At 61.5% G+C, this 16024-nt stretch carries 16 protein-coding genes and 1 tRNA gene; 10 read left to right on the top strand and 7 right to left on the bottom strand.

From position 1 onward, the window contains the following. Nucleotides 1–291 precede the first annotated feature (291 nt). Entirely contained in the window at nucleotides 292–1284 is a 993-nt protein-coding gene (gene araD1, locus ABAC402_RS26585) for an AraD1 family protein (RefSeq protein WP_023448742.1), read from the bottom strand. Nucleotides 1285–1642: 358 nt separating this feature from the next. Between araD1 and ABAC402_RS26580 the strand changes: the two genes are divergently transcribed. The 7 genes from ABAC402_RS26580 (at nucleotide 1643) to ABAC402_RS41220 (ending at nucleotide 6547) form a co-directional block, all read left to right on the top strand. Beyond that, on the top strand, nucleotides 1643–3067 hold the full coding sequence (locus ABAC402_RS26580; protein ID WP_162148507.1) for a site-specific integrase: 1425 nt from the start codon (nucleotides 1643–1645) through the stop codon (nucleotides 3065–3067). A 22-nt stretch (nucleotides 3068–3089) separates the two neighbouring features. Continuing rightward, on the top strand, nucleotides 3090–3809 hold the full coding sequence (locus ABAC402_RS26575) for a hypothetical protein (protein WP_023448740.1): 720 nt from the start codon (nucleotides 3090–3092) through the stop codon (nucleotides 3807–3809). A 410-nt stretch (nucleotides 3810–4219) separates the two neighbouring features. Next, entirely contained in the window at nucleotides 4220–4573 is a 354-nt protein-coding gene (locus tag ABAC402_RS26570; RefSeq protein ID WP_162148506.1) for a helix-turn-helix domain-containing protein, read from the top strand. A gap of 133 nt (nucleotides 4574–4706) precedes the next feature. Further along, a complete protein-coding gene (locus ABAC402_RS26565) occupies nucleotides 4707–4961 on the top strand; it encodes a hypothetical protein (protein ID WP_023448737.1) in 255 nt (84 codons plus the stop codon). Between the two features lie 7 nt (nucleotides 4962–4968). Then, nucleotides 4969–5436 (top strand): helix-turn-helix domain-containing protein, encoded by a 468-nt coding sequence (locus ABAC402_RS26560; protein ID WP_023448736.1) that lies wholly within the window; start codon nucleotides 4969–4971, stop codon nucleotides 5434–5436. Nucleotides 5437–5625: 189 nt separating this feature from the next. Then, nucleotides 5626–6405 carry a hypothetical protein gene (locus ABAC402_RS26555; RefSeq protein ID WP_155847332.1) on the top strand — a complete coding sequence of 260 codons (780 nt, stop codon included), beginning with the start codon at nucleotides 5626–5628 and terminating at the stop codon, nucleotides 6403–6405. Continuing rightward, entirely contained in the window at nucleotides 6299–6547 is a 249-nt protein-coding gene (locus ABAC402_RS41220; protein ID WP_082179867.1) for an HGGxSTG domain-containing protein, read from the top strand. The genes ABAC402_RS26555 and ABAC402_RS41220 overlap by 107 nt, the downstream gene beginning before the upstream one ends. Nucleotides 6548–6857: 310 nt before the next feature. On the opposite strand, the gene ABAC402_RS40130 is transcribed toward ABAC402_RS41220, so the two are convergent. The 6 genes from ABAC402_RS40130 to hemC form a co-directional block, all read right to left on the bottom strand. Continuing rightward, nucleotides 6858–6995, bottom strand: coding sequence for a hypothetical protein (locus tag ABAC402_RS40130; protein WP_162148504.1), 138 nt, complete (start codon nucleotides 6993–6995; stop codon nucleotides 6858–6860). 342 nt (nucleotides 6996–7337) lie between these two features. After that, a tRNA-Thr gene (locus tag ABAC402_RS26550) sits at nucleotides 7338–7413 on the bottom strand. Between the two features lie 105 nt (nucleotides 7414–7518). Further along, nucleotides 7519–9072, bottom strand: coding sequence for a heme biosynthesis protein HemY (locus ABAC402_RS26545; RefSeq protein WP_023448733.1), 1554 nt, complete (start codon nucleotides 9070–9072; stop codon nucleotides 7519–7521). After that, nucleotides 9069–10025, bottom strand: coding sequence for a COG4223 family protein (locus tag ABAC402_RS26540; RefSeq protein ID WP_023448732.1), 957 nt, complete (start codon nucleotides 10023–10025; stop codon nucleotides 9069–9071). Before ABAC402_RS26540 ends, ABAC402_RS26545 begins: the two co-directional genes overlap by 4 nt. 15 nt (nucleotides 10026–10040) lie before the next feature. Next, on the bottom strand, nucleotides 10041–10763 hold the full coding sequence (locus tag ABAC402_RS26535; protein WP_023448731.1) for a uroporphyrinogen-III synthase: 723 nt from the start codon (nucleotides 10761–10763) through the stop codon (nucleotides 10041–10043). 162 nt (nucleotides 10764–10925) lie between these two features. Further along, nucleotides 10926–11861: a hydroxymethylbilane synthase gene (gene hemC, locus ABAC402_RS26530; protein WP_023448730.1), complete on the bottom strand. Its 936-nt coding sequence runs from the start codon at nucleotides 11859–11861 to the stop codon at nucleotides 10926–10928. Between the two features lie 79 nt (nucleotides 11862–11940). On the opposite strand from hemC, the gene tsaD reads away from it, so the two are divergent. The 3 genes from tsaD to ABAC402_RS26515 are packed head-to-tail and all read left to right on the top strand — an operon-like array spanning nucleotide 11941 to nucleotide 15958. After that, a complete protein-coding gene (gene tsaD / locus ABAC402_RS26525; RefSeq protein WP_023448729.1) occupies nucleotides 11941–13074 on the top strand; it encodes a tRNA (adenosine(37)-N6)-threonylcarbamoyltransferase complex transferase subunit TsaD in 1134 nt (377 codons plus the stop codon). Beyond that, nucleotides 13071–14075, top strand: a complete 1005-nt coding sequence (locus tag ABAC402_RS26520) for an NAD(P)H-dependent glycerol-3-phosphate dehydrogenase (protein WP_031235318.1) — start codon at nucleotides 13071–13073, stop codon at nucleotides 14073–14075. The genes tsaD and ABAC402_RS26520 overlap by 4 nt, the downstream gene beginning before the upstream one ends. Continuing rightward, on the top strand, nucleotides 14072–15958 hold the full coding sequence (locus ABAC402_RS26515) for a glycoside hydrolase family 9 protein (RefSeq protein ID WP_023448727.1): 1887 nt from the start codon (nucleotides 14072–14074) through the stop codon (nucleotides 15956–15958). Before ABAC402_RS26520 ends, ABAC402_RS26515 begins: the two co-directional genes overlap by 4 nt. Nucleotides 15959–16024 lie beyond the last annotated feature (66 nt).

The raw sequence follows: 16024 nt of genomic DNA, 5'->3' as shown, positions 1-16024 counted from the left end.
GTGATCACGATGCCACAGCCAGATTCCTACCAAAAACTTAAAGCGATTTTTATCAAGAAGCGGTTGGGCCGGGGTCTTTTGCAAAAAGGATACATCATGTCTCTGCGCGGCAATCTGAGCGGCAACTTCGGGCTTTGCCGGCGGCCGCCCGCCTGCTGTGTAGCAAAGATTGTAGGGGTCGCCCACCGCATGGCTCTGGGCGTTCGGCGCGGAAATCGACCCGCTAGGTCGATTTCATCAGGTTTGCCGGCCATGCGGCAAACCTGCGCTTCTCACCCCTGCGTTCTGTCCTTACAACGCCACGACCGTTGCCGACCGTTCAACCTCCGTCCGCAGCGGGTTCTTCAGCCCGTACTGGAACGCATCGGCGGTAATTTCGAAGACATCGCCGTCCTGGGTCTTGACGCCGTCAGCGAACGACGCCGTCGCGGTACCAAAACAGTGCACGTGCAGATCGCCCGGCGTGCGGAACAGGTCGTACTTGAAGTGGTGGTACTCCAGGTTGCTAAAGCTGTGGGACATGTTGTCCTCGCCCGAAATAAAGGGCTTTTCCCAGATGACCTCATTGCCACGCCAGATGCGTGACGTGCCCTGGACGTGCTTCGGCAGCTCGCCCGTCAGGATCTCGACACCCAGCGAGGCCGGACGCAGCTTGGAGTGGGCCAGCCATAGATAGTTCTGCTTTTCGACCACGTGGTCGGAGAACTCGTTCGCTAATGCCCAGCCGATGCGATACGGCGTGCCGTCGTCACCGATGATGTAGATGCCGGCCATTTCCGGCTCTTCGCCGCCGTCTTCCGCAAAACTGGGCGAAGTCAAAGGTGCATTTGGTCCGACAAGGGTGGTACCGTTGCCCTTGTAAAACCATTCCGGCTGAACACCCGTTTCGCCGGCGGCCGGTTTGCCGTTCTTCACCCCCATCAGGAACATGCGCATCGAATCGGTCGGAGTCTCGGCCGCCGCAGCCGCCTTGTGCATCTTGTCGCGGCCTTCCGCCGAACCAAGGTGGGTCAGGCCGGTGCCGGTGACGTGCAGGTGCGACGCGTCGGGGTGATCGATCGGGCACAGGACCCGGCCTTGCGACAACGCGACCGCGACGTCGACCGCATCACCGATGCCTTGCTTTTCGACCTGCGCCGCCAGCGAAATGCCCGCTGCAATGGCGGCCCTGGCCAGTTCGTAAGTCGTCGCCACGCCATTGATACTATGCGCGCCATCCTCCGTCGCTGCGATGAGCTGGCGTTCGCCCGAAGAGCTGACGATCTGGATGAGACGCAAGGCCATGGGATACTCCTCTTGAAAACTGGCTTCTTAATAGTCTGACAAATTGGAGATGTAAACCCCGGGGTGCGCCTTGTTAAACACCTCACGAAATGGCATTCCCATATCATGAAGGTCCACGATAAGCGCGCCGATGGACGCGGCGCCGCAGAGGTACTGGACACGTCTCTGCTCCGTCCCGGCGGAAGCATGAGCGAAGCGAACTGGCCGTGGGCGAAAAAAGTGGTGCCGCTTAGGTGACTCGAACACCTGACCCTCGCATTACGAATGTCAGGGTTAAGGCGTGTCCGTTGATTTTCCTAGGTTTATTCTTGTATCGCAAGGATGCTGAAAATCCTTTCAAAACAAGGGAATAATGATAATGTCGTTTCCGGTGGTGTCCGACTGTTTCGGGCGCTCTGGTGTCTATTTGGTGTCTGGAATTTCCGCCAGACACCACGCCAGACACCAAGCGGAGGCGCAAATGCTGAATATCAAAGGCCGCATCGGCAAAGACACTGTCGACGATTTACCGATACCCGAAACCGGAGAGACGCGGCTGTGGGATACGGACTTGACCGGCTTCCTGGTGCGCGTGCGACCATCGGGCCGCAAGGTGTACGCAGTGCGATATCGGATAGGCAAAGAGAACCAGATTTACACCATTGGTGCGCACGGTTCGCCCTGGACACCGGCCAAGGCGCGGAAAAAGGCGCAAGAGGTTCTGGACAATGTGACGGCTGGGCTCGATCCGGCGGCGGAAAAGCTGGCGGAGCGCCACGCCATGACCGTGGCGGACCTGATCAAGGAATATATCGAACGCGGACCGCAAACCAAGGCCAACAAGCGGGCGATATCGTGGTCTTCGGATGCGTCATGCCTTCACCGTCATATCCTGCCCCTGGTCGGCACCAAGGCGGCGGACCGGCTTTCCCATGAAGATGCAGCAAGGGCGATTTATGACATTCGCCACGGCAAGACGGCGGTGGTCGAGAAATCCGACAAGCCAAGGGGCAAGGCTGTCGTGACCGGCGGCGACGGTGTCGCCAGACGGACACGCGCTGTTGCGGCGGCGATGTTCGCGTGGGGTATCAAGCACGGTCTGGTCAAGCAAAACCCCTTCACCGGAATCGACCTGCCTGCCGCACCTGTCAAAGAGCGGTTTCTGAGCCAAGCCGAGGCGGGGGCGTTTCTGGACGCTCTGGCGCGCCTTGAAGCCGAGGGCAGTGTTGACCGTGTGTATGGCGATGCATTGCGTCTGCTGCTGCTGACCGGGGCTCGGAAGTCGGAGATAGCGAACCTGACATGGTCGGAGGTCGACTTTGACCGGCGGTGCCTCGTTCTGCCGCCAGAGCGCACCAAGGCAGGTGGAAAGACGGGTGAACGGCGGATTATGCTGATGCCTGCCGCGCTCGAAATCCTGAGCCGTCGCCATGATGCAAGGGCTGATTATGTCGGAGTCGACGGCAAGCCTTTGGAGCTGCCGCTTGTGTTCCCCAGTCCGCGCACCTTGAACACCACAGGCGGGCCGATTGTTGGGCTGCGGCGCATTTTCGCCAAGGCGTGTCTGGCGGCGGACATCAAGGGCGTTCGTCTACACGACATGCGCCACAGCTTCGCATCTTTCGCCGTTGCGGACGGGGCAAGTCTTTTCCTGGTGTCGAAGCTTTTGGGTCATGCCAACACGCGCACGACGGAACGTTACGCGCACCTGTCTTCTGATCCGTTGCAGGAGGCCGTCGACAAAATTGGCAAACGGCTTTCAGTCACTAATGGGCGGGACCGTTTGAAAGCTATCGTGGGCTAGAATTTCCTCTGGGGAGCGGGCAATGAGTGAATGGAAAATCACGGGTGATAGGCTCTTCGATGTTTCGAGCTTTGCTGAAAATCAGGACTTAGATTTCTATCTGGCATTAAAAGAAGCTTATCCGGAAGAAGATTTCTTGCGATACAGAATGGACGTGTTTGCCTATATGCCGTTGCAAGATGAATTTAAATTGCATGGATTAGATATAAAAGATTTAGTTGGCTGTTTTGATCTTGACGAAAATTGTATTGATCGCTTGTGTATCGCGCTTTTGAAATCAATATCTGAGTACAAGCGCCTTCAGAAAGGGGGCGAAACTCATATCATTTCTAGAAATAAGGTCATACCATTCGCGCTGATAGATTATATAATTGAACTTATACTCAGGGCCACCGAATGGCATAATATTGGAATTGTTAATACATCATTTAACATTCTTATTAGGGAGCGCCTTTCTGGAAAAGACAGCCCTTACAGGCAAGCGGCTGAAAAGAAGCACAAAAAGCATACTGCCATAGTGATTGCCGAACAGCTGATCGATTACGGGAAAAAGCCGACTTTTCGGGAGATTTCCAAGATTATGGGCGTTCAGCCAAGCACCGTTATGAGGTGGTTCCCAGATAACGAATTTGAGACTGAATTAAAAACTTGGATGGCTACTCGATCTATTCGCGATGGAACTTGGAAAAGAAATATGGAAATTATTGCTGAAAGCGAAAAAAGAACGAAACCGTCCACATAGTAGGTGATTGTCCCCACTGTACACATAATGAGTGTCGCTTTTTTGCGGACAGATTAATTTTGCAGACGTTTATTCGTGAGCAACACGGTTTTATGTGCTCAATAGGTATCCGTTCTCGGCTGATGGCGTTTGCCTGTGCCGTGTCATTTACGGAGACTTCCCATGACAGACCTTTGGGACACGCGCAAAACAGCGCAACACCTTGGATTAGCTGAAATCACCTTGCGGCGCTGGCGGCTGACTGGCGGCGGACCTGCCTACATAAAACTTGGACGAAAGAGTGTCAGATATGACCCGGCGTGCGTCGCCGACTTCCTGGCCAGCCGAGTACGTGACAACACCTCTCAAGGGGTTGGCGCGTGATGGATCAGCACATCGCAAAGGGGCCGTTCGGGCAAAATGAAAGGGGCTTGCGCCAACAAGCCCCCAACTCGATACATGAACCCCATAAAGCAAAATCAAAGCCGTTTATCAAGGTGAAACGGCGCGACGGCAGCGTCACCACGGCACGCGGACGGGAAGCGCAAACCCTGGCGCACTTGATCGAGGCCGGACCGGCGGGCGATACCTCTCTGGGGTTCTCGAACGCCAAATGGGCGCGGCGCACAAGCGGCTATGTCTTCGACCTTCGTAAGCTGGGCTTCGATATCCAGACGCATATGGAACAGGTCGAGGTCGACACGCGTGTGGCGCGGTATGTCCTGGCGGTCGACTTCGACGTTCTCGAAACCGGCGGAATACAGAGCTCGGGAGGCGCGTCATGAGCCGTCATGTCAGTCGTGCGATGCGGTGGCTCGCCAGTGCCATGCAGTCGAGGAACGCGCGTGAGAGACGGGCGGACCTTGTCACAGCCAAGCGCCATCTGGAACGCGCCATCAAAGAGACGGAGGCGCGCACATGACCGTCACGCATAGAATCGGCGCTGTCGTCGTGGGGGAGGGCGAAGAAGTTCGCCTTGCCTTCCAGACTGTGAAAGCCGGCGATGTCGTCGACCTTCGCCACTATGGCACCTTCGGCGCGGCCAAGACCTACATGGCCACCGGGAAAGGGGTTACGGTCACGGTCGGCAAAATCCCCGACCTGATCCGGTTGTTACAGGAAGCCGAGGCCAAGGCGCACGACCTGGGCCTGCTGACCGGTAGCACGGGTTAGGACACGCATGGCCAAGCACAACAAAAAGGGGCGCTCTAAAGGCGTCCCGTCCTTCGTCATGCTGAGACACGACATTCTGCAGTCAGAGGCTTGGCGGGAACTTGGGGCATCGGCAAGGGTTGTCCTGATCCAGCTTATGAGCCGCTACAGAGGCCAGAATAATGGCACCCTGGGGGCATCGGTCGACGCGCTGGCGGATGAATGCCGATTGGCGCCGAACACGGTATCGGCGGCGCTGCGGCGGCTGATCGAGGTCGGCTTCATTGAGCGGACGCGTGAGGCAAGCTTTGGATGCAAGATGCGGTTGGCGGCGGAATATCGCCTCACCTGGATCAAATGCGACAAGACCGGCAAGGCACCTTCAAACGGTTTCAAGCTGTGGCGTTCGGGTAGAGCGGCGAACACAGACACGGTCACCGGCGGCGATGCGGTTGAACCATCCGTGTCCCCTTTGGAAGTGAGGGCCTATGGCTAGATTCTATATGTACCCCATGGATTGCGACCGTGGCCAGTCCCTGCACCTGGTCGACGGTGGTGTGGATTGAGGCCGTGGGGCTCTAAAATAGGGCGATTTAGAGGGAACGGTGGCGTCAATTGCGACCGTTCACACCACCGATTGCGACCGTGTTTTGAATTTTGAAGGCGTACTGAAAGGAAATTGACCGTGACGAAGTCGAAGAAGGTGGCGACTGTCGCCAAACCAAAAGCGGTGGATGTGGAGGCGGCGCACGCGGCATTGTCCAAGCCGCACCAGAAGCTTGTGACGAATCTGTCGGACAAGGTTCTGTCGAAGGGGCCACGGGTGAAGTTTTCCGCGACGGCCAAGCCTGGTGGCGGTGTCGCAGTGGCATCGGACATGGCCAACTCGGTCTTTGACGGGCTGGTGCTGTGCGACGCATTGGGCACCCGGTCTGAAGCCTACGCTGAACGCTTACTCACGCAATTGCGAGACGTAGGGTCGGAAATCAAGAATGACAGCAACAAGGCGGCGGGCCTGCCGGAAGGGCTCGGGTTCATGCAGGGCGTGGCACCTCAGAACGAAATCGAAGGTGCGCTGGCGACGCAGATGTTCGCCGTTCACTGCCTGATGATGAGTTCGGCGCGACGGGTGGAATCGACGGAGCGGATGGACGTAGCCAAGCTGTGGCTGGATCAGGTCAACCGGCTGGGGCGCACCTTCACGGCGCAGGTCGAGGCGCTACAGAAAATGCGTGGCGGCGGTCGGCAGTTGGTCGAGGTCAAGCACACCCATATTGATGCAAGGAACAGTCAGAATGTCATCGCCGATACCGTCAAGACCGGGGGAGGGGAGCGACCTCAAAACCCTGGTCAACCCCATGCACAAGGCCTGGAATATCAGCCGGGCGCACCTGTCGAGGCGATGCGGGGCGAAGACGCGGTCCGGGAAGCCGTGCCAGTCGCCAGCGGTGTCCGGGAAGGCTAGATGCCGGATGCACGGCGGGAAGAGTCCTGGTGCACCTGTCGGGCGCGCGAACGGGCGCTATCGGCACGGGATTTATACCAAGGCGTGTCAGGACGATTTGCGACGGATCCGGGAGATTGTTCGGGAGTTCAATGAGTCATAATGCAGTCAACCTTCCCCTCAAAGGTTTGACGTTTGAAGAGCAGTGATGGGCTGTTTGATCCGTGGTTCGATCAATGACTACGGCATCAGGCCACGCGCTGGGGCTCTCCTATCGACACAACGACTGCGCCGGTCGAACGCGCGGCTGTCGCGTTCACGATCAAGCCCGCTGCTGCGACCTATAACCTGACCTACAAGTTCGGCGACGGCACGGCAGACCAGACGGCGAACGGCATCGTAATTGGTGCCGGTGGCTACGAAATCCCCGTGCTAAACGGGCGTTTCGTCACCGACATCATCGGGGTGGCGGCTTAACCGTCTTCAATGCCCTTTGTGGCGTGATACGCGCCGCTGATAAGCACGAGCCGGTTACGAAGTTCCATGAACCGGTCGTGGTTATCGGTGTAGTGCGGATCGGAGAGGGCGGCTTTTGCCTCCCCATCGGTCATGTCTCGGGGGCTCTTCTTTTCCATACCCGGAGTCTAGTCCTCAACCCGGCGCTGAATCAACCTGATTTATAGCGCGCGGCAAACTCAACCGATTGTAAGTGTAAATACGCCACACAGCCGCTCCCTGACAAGGGCGGTCTTTCCCATGCCTTGGAGGGCAAACATGAAGTGCATTTGCTGATCGAAGTTTCCATCAACGTCCTTCGTGTCGGCTCATGGAATATGCCCTTGCTGGGGACGTAGGATTTTTTCGCCGTGGTGTCTATTTGGTGTCTGGCGTCCTGCCGAGACGCGCACGCCATGGCCGGCGCTGCGCAAGATTTTGAATATATTGGTAAAAAGTGGTGCCGCTTAGGTGACTCGAACACCTGACCCTCGCATTACGAATGCGATGCTCTACCGGCTGAGCTAAAGCGGCCCGGAACCTTGGGCAGGGCAGACGAAGGCCCCGCAGGCAGGCCGGTGTCATTACACATAACCGCTTGCCTTGCCAAGCGCTTTGTAACGCCCTGCCAGGGATAATTTACTTGCTCTTCGGCGCCCTGGCGCGGCCGCGGGCGGGTTTGGGCTTTGCCTCTTCAAGCGGTTCGTCATCCAGGTCCTGGCCCGTGATCGCCGCATCATACTGACCGACATCGTCCGGTATGTGGCCCGGTTCGGTACGAACCGACGAAGATCGCGACGAACCCTTGATGAAGGGCATGGACGGCACATATCGCGTCGGCATGTCCGGGATCTCGGGAAGGCCCTTATCGCCACGTTCATAGCGTGGATGCGACAGCGCCGCGGTCTCGGCAAAGGTCAGGATAACGTCGCTCCAGTCCGAAGCCGAATAGGTAAAGGCATTGCCCTCGGCGTCGATATCGGACCAGTCGGCCTCGCCCCGGACGCCGGACGCCTTGGCGATCCACACCCGCGCTGTGTCGTAGTCGCCCAGGCCCTGGGCGCCCCGAGCGATGACCCCGCACAGCCGCTTGGTCAGGTTGGCCTCCGCGCTGTCATCTTCAAGCGCCGCCAGTGCGGTGGAAATCTCCGCCTTGGTGTTGGTCAGCAGGGCGCGTTCGACCTGTAACAGGCGGCTTTCGCGATGCTTGGCATTGCGATCGGCCAGGCCCTGAAGCCGGCGGGCGCGTTCCTTCGGCGTCTCGTCCGAGACGAGATCGCGATAGGCCAGCCACAATGCCGGGTGCGGACGGGCGGCCCAGGCGGCCTCGAGCACATCCTCGGCGCGGCCAGCCTTGTTGGCCTTCTTCAGCAGGCGCGCAGCGATTATGGCGGCGGGCGTGAACTGCGGCTGCAGTTTGGCGGCGCGCTGGGCGTAGTCGAGGGCCTGGTCGCGCATTTGGGCGTCGTCCGAGGTCTCCAGCCGGGCGGCCGAGGCCGCCATCAGCGACGCCTTGGCGCGCTCGGAGAAGATGGGCGAAATCAGCTTGCGAGTCAGGGCGCCTTCGATCAGGTCCAGGGCCTCGGCCCATTCGCCGGCCTCGAGCCGGGCTTCGAACAGGGTCTCAAAAGACCACATGCCGGGGCGCGGCTGGTTGTAGGCCTCGGCCGCCAGCTTGACGGCTTCGGCCTTGTCGCCCTGGCGGGCAGCCAACTGCATCAGGCCGCGCAGGCCAGCCAGTTTCAGCTCCGGCACGCTGACCATGGCGGAATAGGCGGATTTGGTTGCCGCGGCATCGCCGGACTCTTCAGCCGCCATGGCGGTGAGGATGCGGACCAGGATTGTGTTGTCGCTGAGGTCCAGTGCCTTGATGGCGTGACGACGGGCCTCGGAGCCGTCGCCGGTGGCGACAGCCATAAAGCCACGGGTGATGGCGTCTTCGCCCTGGCGACGGCGTTGCTCGGCACGTGCCCGTTCGGCGCGCTGGGGCGAGCGCGCCAGCCACAGGGCGAGGTTCCAGAACGCAACAGCGCAGAAGGCCATAATGCCGATGAGGATCACCGCCGCCGTCGCCGGAATGTCGATCCGGTAGTTCATCCAGCTCAGCGAAGCCAGTCCTGGATCGCCGATCAGCCCGATGGCCAGGACGATCAGGGTGGTAATGGTCAGCAGGATCAGAAGCGAACGGATCACAGCACAGCTCCGGTCTCCGCCGACGCCGCCGCTTCGCCGCCTTGGCTCAGCCGGGCCAGGGTGGTCTCGGTCAGGCGGTGAATGGCGTCGTCGACGCTGAGCCGCGCCTGGGCCTTGTCCAGCCAGGGTTTCAGCGACGGCTGCGCCGGCGCCGGCAAGCGGTTCACGAAGGCGACGGCGCCGCGCAAATCGCCGGCATTCAGCCGTGACTCGGCGCTGTGCAGCAGACCATCCGGCCCCTGGTCTTCGCCATCGGTACGCCGGACGGAAATGTTGAGCATCTGACCGATACGTTCCAGCACGCCATTCTTGTTGGCGGCCGAAGCGGCGGCGATATGGGCCTTGGCGGCATATTGGGGAAATTCGATAGCCAGCGAAACCTCGCTCGGGACACCCTTTTCGGCGTGGGGCCGCAGCAGGGCAATGAGGGCCGGGTCGTCAATGCTTCTCTCGACCACGCCCAGTTGCGCGAGGAAGGGGCCGTCGTTACGCGCAGCCTGCTGCAGCGCGGCGGCAGCATTGGCCGCGGCGGCGGCGCGGGCCAGGGCGCGCTGATTGGCTTCGACGCGATCGAGGCGCGCCGAAATCTGTGCCAGGGCATTGGGATCGGTATAGGCGGACGTGCCCGGCGTGACCGGAATGGCGGATACGCTCTGGCCCTGTTGCAGGGCGGCGATCTGGCTGCGCAGACGAGCGATCTCGGCATCCTTGTTGTCGGCGGGCACCGGCGCAGTGGCGGATGAAGCCGAGGTGGCGGCCAGGCGCGCGGCGCTGGAGGCATCGCGCTGCGAGCTCCAAATGAATGCAACGATGACGGCTATCAGCATCAGCACAAATGGCACGGCGAACAGAAGAGCGATTCGCGTCACCTTGGCGGCTTCGCGACGGTGATCGCGCAGCGCGGCATCTTCGGCGTCGTGATCGACCGTCAGCGGATCGGTGGTATCGTTCATGATGTTCGTTCCGGATTAGTCGAGCTGTTTTAGCATGGAAGCCTCATCAGGGAACGGCGAAATGCGCCGGATAAGCCGTGAGGGATCAATATTTTTTTCGCCTTCGTTTAGCGCGTGTTCGAGCCCATGCCAGGCGCTGTCCGAGATGCAGACGAAGCACAGTCGATCGAGGTCGAAGCGGTCGCGATGGGCTTTCAGCATGGCTCCGATAACGCGTCCCGCCTTCGCGGAATGCACCAGGACATGGGTCATGCGCGCCATGTCGGTGGGCAGGAGCACGGGCATGACCGGGCGCGTTTCGTAGACGGCGGCTTCACTCACCGGGAAACCGGCCTTGCGAAGTTCGCCGGCCAGGTCGCCGGCCGGTTCCCTGGGCGCCGCGTAAAACAGTCGGCTGTGTCGATCCGCGGTGGCGATGATCAGTTTGGCCAGGGCGTCGGTATCGCCGTCGGCGGCAACGACGTTCTGGTACCTGGCGGTACGGGCGGCTTCGGCGGTGGCTTCGCCGACACACCAGGCGGTGATCGAGCGGCGGCCGACAATGGCGCTGAAGGCGGCCAGACCATTGCGAGACGTCAGGATGACGGCGTCGAAGCTGTGCGGATCGATGATGGGTTTGAGGGGAACGACCCTGAGCACCGGCGCCAGGATCGCTTCACCGCCCCGCGCCTGGACGGCCCTGGCCGTGCTCTTGGCGCCATCGGGGGTGCGGGTGATCCAGACGACCGGTCGGGTCATGCGGTGGCACCCCAGAGTCTGATACCTTCCCGCGCCCTTTGCGTGGGGAGGGGACCATTTCGCTCCGCTTAACTGCGTTCGCTACGCTGATGGTCCCCTCCCCACGCAGAGGGCGCGGGGTGGTGTAAGAGACAGAAAACTGGCGCTCTCGTGGATCATGCGCTAGCTCACGATCAGTTCTGAGCCGGCCTCGGCCTTGATGTCATGGCCCAGCTTCATGCCGAGGTCGCGCGCCGTCTGCTTCGTCGGGTTGGACAGACTCTCTCGCCTTTGCCAGCGTTTGGAACCGTCACGACTTAGCGCTTCGACAAAAAGATCCAGTTGGCCGTTCTGCAAGGTCGCATAGGCGCCGACCGCCGTGCGGCACGACGCTTCCAGCGCCTCCAGCGCGCCGCGCTCGGCCTGGACCCGCAGAAAGGTCGTGACATCATGCACCCTGGCCATCCACGCCGCGCCCAGATCCTCGCTCCGGCACTGGATTGCCAGAGCCCCCTGACCCGGAGCAGACGCAAACTGAGAGGCATCGATGAAGGACCGGATATGGTGGGAAAACCCGAGCCGGTTCAGCCCGGCCGCCGCGAGCAGCAAAGCATCTGTTTCGCCGGCCGCAAGCTTGGCCAGGCGGGTATCAACATTGCCACGCACCATGACGATCTCAAGGTCCGGCCGTTGCGCCAGGGCCTGGGCCTGGCGGCGCATGCTGGCCGTCCCCAAACGCGCGCCCTGGGGCAGGTCGGCGATGGACTCGTACCGTGGCGCCAGGAAAGCGTCGCGCGGGTCTTCGCGCACCGGAATAGCGCACAGGCTGAGACCCGGCACCTCCGCAGCCGGCATGTCTTTCAGCGAATGGACCGCTACATCGATGTCGCCACGCAGCAAGGCGTCCTCGATCTCCTTGGTGAACAGCGCCTTGCCGCCGGCCTCGATCAGTCGCCGGTCCTGAATACGGTCGCCCTGAGTGGTGATGACGGTGAGCGGCGCCACCTCGTCGGCCCGGCCGGCGTCTTCGCCCAGAGCTGTGACGATTCGGCGCTGAACCCATCCACATTGGGTGAGGGCCAGTTTCGAACCGCGGGTACCGATCTTCAGAGTCGTCATGACTCTGATCTAGCATTTTCTTATGCTGGTTCAATGCAAAAGACTTGACGCCCGGGTTGAGGGCAGCATCTAGGGGCCTATGAGCGAAACCCTTACCGTGCTGGGCATCGAATCGAGCTGCGACGAAACCGCCGTGGCCGTCGTGCGCCGGTCTGCCGCGGGCGTCGAGGTCCTGTCGAGCGTCATCCATTCCCAGGTGGTCAAGCATGCTGAATATGGCGGTGTCGTGCCGGAGATCGCTGCGCGGTCGCACGTCGAAACCATCGACGACCTGGCGCAACGCGCCCTGGCCGAAGCTGGCTATCCGGCGATTGATGTCGTCGCCGCGACCGCAGGGCCTGGTTTGATCGGGGGGGTCATGGTCGGGCTGTCATTCGCCAAGGGCTTTGCCTTCGCCCGTGGCCTGCCGCTGATGGCGGTCAATCACCTCGAAGGCCACGCCCTGTCGGCGCGGCTGACCGAAGATGTGCCTTTTCCGTTTCTTCTGCTGCTGGTCTCCGGTGGCCATTGCCAACTGCTGAGCGTGCGCGGCGTTGGCGACTACGAGCGACTGGGCACCACGATCGACGATGCCGCCGGCGAAGCCTTCGACAAGATCGCCAAGGTGCTGGGCCTGGGTTATCCTGGCGGTCCAGCGCTGGAAAAAGCTGCCCTCAGCGGAAATCCGGACCGGTTTACCCTGCCACGCGCCCTGCTGGGTCGCAAGGACTGCGACTTCTCTTTCTCGGGTTTGAAGACGGCGGCGGCGACCCTGGCCTATGAACACGTCAAGACTGAACAGGACCGCGCCGACCTGTGCGCCTGCGTCCAGGCGGCCATTGCGCGCCAGTTGGTTGAACGCTCCGGCCGGGCGATGACGCTGTTCAAAGCACACACCTGCGTGGCAGGTAACGAAAATGTGCCCGCGTTCGTAGTCGCCGGCGGCGTGGCCGCCAATGCTACGATTAGGCGCGAATTGCAGGCCCTGGCCGGGCGCAACGGCTTTCGCTTCTTGGCGCCGCCACTGAAATACTGCACCGACAATGCAGCGATGATCGCCCTGGCAGGCCTTGAACATTACGCCAAGCTTTGCAAGATGGGCCTGAAGGAACGGGAGTCGCTGATCGCCGAGGGACTGGCGGCGTTGGCGCGTCCGCGCTGGCCGCTCGACGAGGTTCGGGCGCTGGCCGACCCGATCCATAAGAAACAGGGGCGCAAGGGAGCCAAGTCTTGAGTGAGCGGTTCAAACGTGTGGGCGTCATCGGCGCCGGGGCGTGGGGCACAGCCCTGGCCCAGGTGGCGACCTTTGCCGGTCACAAGGTGACCCTGCAGGCGCGTGAGCCAGAGGTGGTGCAAAGCATCCGCGCCGACCAGCAAAACGCCATCTACCTCAAGGATGTGGAGCTTTCGCCCGACATCCGCGCCACAGGTGATCTGGCAGAACTGGCCGACTGCGACCTGATCCTGGCGGTTCCGCCGGCTCAGCACATGCGCGCGGCCCTGACCGCTTTCGCCCCCTTTGCCCGCGATGACGTCGCCATCGTGTTGTGCTCCAAGGGTATCGAGCGCGGCACCGACGCTCTGATGAATGAGATCCTGCGCGACGTCCTGCCCCACGCGCGCGGCGCCGTCCTGGCCGGACCCAGCTTTGCCGCCGAAGTGGCGCGCGGCCTGCCGGCGGCCGTTACCGTGGCCTGCGATGACGCCCCGCTGTGCGCCCGCATTGCCGCCAGCCTCGCCGGACCGACGTTTCGGCCCTATAAATCGAACGATATGATCGGTGCAGAGGCCGGCGGGGCGCTGAAGAACGTCCTGGCGATTGCCTGCGGTATTTCCGAAGGCAAGGGGCTGGGGCGCAATGCCCATGCCGCGCTGATTACCCGCGGTTTCGCCGAAATGTCACGTCTCGCCGTCGCCATGGGCGGGCAGTTCGAGACCATGGTCGGGCTATGCGGTCTGGGTGACCTGGTGCTGACCTGCTCGTCCAGCCAGTCACGCAACATGAGCGTCGGTATGGCCCTGGGTCAGGGCATGACGCTTGAGGAAGCCCTGGCCGGTAAGGTATCTGTCGCCGAGGGCGTCCAGTCGGCGCCGGCGGCGGTCGATCTCGGCCGCAAGTTCGATGTCGAACTGCCCCTGTGCCAGGCCGTTAATTCGGTACTTCAGGGCGAGATGGATGTGCGCACCGCCATCGATGCCCTGCTATCGCGGCCGCTCAAGGTCGAACGGGCATGAGGGCCGCGGCGCTGGTCGTGGGTTTGTCGTTGTTGGCGGGGCCGGTCATGGCTCAGGACGACGGCCCGCCGACCCCGTTCATCACTGTCGACCAATTTGGCTACCTGCCGGATGCCCGCAAGATTGCTGTCATTCGCGACCCGGAAACTGGCTTCGACGCCGAGTGGGATTTTACCCCTGGCGCCGTCTATCAGGTCATCGATACGGCCTCGGGCGCTGTCGTCCACGAAGGCAAGCCCGCGCCCTGGAACTCTGGCGCCGTCGATCCGTCATCGGGTGACCGGGCGTGGCATTTCGACTTTTCACCGGTAACCGCGCCCGGCAAGTATCTCATTCGCGACAAACAGGCGGCCTACGATTCCCACAGCTTTGAAATTTCGTCCTCGGTCTACCGGCCGGTCCTGGTCGCCGCCACGCGGGTCTTTTACTACCAGCGCGCCGGCCTTGCCAAGGTGGCCCGCTTTGCCGGTGACGGCTGGGCCGACGGCGCGTCGCACACCCAGGACGCCAGGGCGAGACTGTATAGCGCCAAAAATGACGCGACCACGGAGCGCGACCTGTCGGGCGGCTGGTACGATGCCGGTGACTACAACAAATATACCAGTTGGACGGCGGACTATGTTGTCGGTCTGCTGGCGGCCTATGCCGAGAATCCGGCTGTGTGGACCGACGACTTCAACATCCCGGAATCCGGCAACGGTGTCCCCGACCTGCTGGACGAGGTGAAGTACGGCACCGACTGGCTGACGCGCATGCAGAACCCCGATGGCGGCGTGCTGTCGATCGTCGCCCTGTCGCATGCCTCGCCGCCCTCGGCTGCCACAGGACCCAGCCTGTATGGCCCGGCCACGACCTCGGCGTCCTACGGGACGGCGGCGGCCTTTGCCCGCGCTGCCAAGGTCTATGGCGGAGACCCGCGCTTTGCGTCTTATGCGGCCGACCTGAAGCAGCGGGCGGTCAAGGCGTGGGCGTGGGCCCGTGCCAACCCCAAGGCGACCTTCTACAATAACGACGCCCGCGACAACTCCGAAGGCGTCGGCGCCGGCCAGCAGGAGACCGACGACCATAGCCGCGCCATGAAGGCGCTGGCGGCGGCCATCTACCTGTTCGACCTGACGGGGGAAGCGGTCTATCGCGACTATGTCGACGCCCATTATCGCGACGCCCAATTGTTCGCGCATGCGATTAATCTCGACTTTCGCTACACCGAGCATGCCCCGTTGCTTGACTACGCCATGGCGCCGGGAGCGACACCGAAAGTGGCCAGGGATATCAGGGACGCGTGGGTAAGTGGTTTCGAGGGTGGTGTAGGCTGGGCATCGCAGGGCGTCGATCCGTACAATGCCTATGTTACCGCCTATACCTGGGGCAGCAGTGCCACCAAGGGCAATCACGGCAGCCTGTTCGGTGATCTGGCGCGCTATGGGTTGTCGGACCATCCGGTGCAACAGTCGCGCGATGCCGCCGCCGGCTATCTGCACTACCTGCACGGCGTCAACCCGCTCGGTAAGGTCTACCTGTCGAACATGGGAGCTTTGGGCGCTGAAAACTCCGTCGACCGCTTCTACCATTCGTGGTTTGCGCCGGGCACGTCGTGGGACAGCGTCAAGGAGTCGAAGTACGGCCCGGCGCCAGGCTTTGTTGTCGGTGGCGCCAACCCGTCCTACGGCTGGGACTCGCGCTGTCCTGGGGTCAGCCCGCAATGCGGTAAGGCGCCGTTGTCACCGCCCTACGGCCAGCCGGACCAGAAGGCCTACGCCGATTTCAACACGTCTTGGCCGATCAATTCGTGGGAAGTGACCGAGAACTCCAACGCCTACCAAGTCGCCTATCTGAGGCTGCTCGTCCGGTTTGTGGGCGCAGACTACAGCGCAATCCGATAAAGTGGACGCCACCGCACGGGCGCTCCCGTTTTCGGAAAAATTGCGCGACAAAGCAAAAACCTAAAA

The organism is Asticcacaulis sp. AC402 (assembly GCF_000495835.1).
GTDB lineage: Bacteria > Pseudomonadota > Alphaproteobacteria > Caulobacterales > Caulobacteraceae > Asticcacaulis.
This window is presented reverse-complemented; position numbering and strand designations above follow the sequence as displayed.

Bases quoted from the DNA above. Each gene is read 5' to 3' on its own strand.
- hemC (WP_023448730.1), bottom strand. From the start codon at position 11,861: ATGACGACTCTGAAGATCGGTACCCGCGGTTCGAAACTGGCCCTCACC.
- ABAC402_RS26565 (WP_023448737.1), top strand. From the start codon at position 4,707: ATGACCGTCACGCATAGAATCGGCGCTGTCGTCGTGGGGGAGGGCGAA.
- ABAC402_RS26535 (WP_023448731.1), bottom strand. From the start codon at position 10,763: ATGACCCGACCGGTCGTCTGGATCACCCGCACCCCCGATGGCGCCAAG.
- ABAC402_RS26575 (WP_023448740.1), top strand. From the start codon at position 3,090: ATGAGTGAATGGAAAATCACGGGTGATAGGCTCTTCGATGTTTCGAGC.
- ABAC402_RS26540 (WP_023448732.1), bottom strand. From the start codon at position 10,025: ATGAACGATACCACCGATCCGCTGACGGTCGATCACGACGCCGAAGAT.
- ABAC402_RS26560 (WP_023448736.1), top strand. From the start codon at position 4,969: ATGGCCAAGCACAACAAAAAGGGGCGCTCTAAAGGCGTCCCGTCCTTC.
- ABAC402_RS41220 (WP_082179867.1), top strand. From the start codon at position 6,299: ATGCACAAGGCCTGGAATATCAGCCGGGCGCACCTGTCGAGGCGATGC.
- ABAC402_RS40130 (WP_162148504.1), bottom strand. From the start codon at position 6,995: ATGACCGATGGGGAGGCAAAAGCCGCCCTCTCCGATCCGCACTACACC.
- tsaD (WP_023448729.1), top strand. From the start codon at position 11,941: ATGAGCGAAACCCTTACCGTGCTGGGCATCGAATCGAGCTGCGACGAA.
- ABAC402_RS26580 (WP_162148507.1), top strand. From the start codon at position 1,643: ATGTCGTTTCCGGTGGTGTCCGACTGTTTCGGGCGCTCTGGTGTCTAT.
- araD1 (WP_023448742.1), bottom strand. From the start codon at position 1,284: ATGGCCTTGCGTCTCATCCAGATCGTCAGCTCTTCGGGCGAACGCCAG.
- ABAC402_RS26515 (WP_023448727.1), top strand. From the start codon at position 14,072: ATGAGGGCCGCGGCGCTGGTCGTGGGTTTGTCGTTGTTGGCGGGGCCG.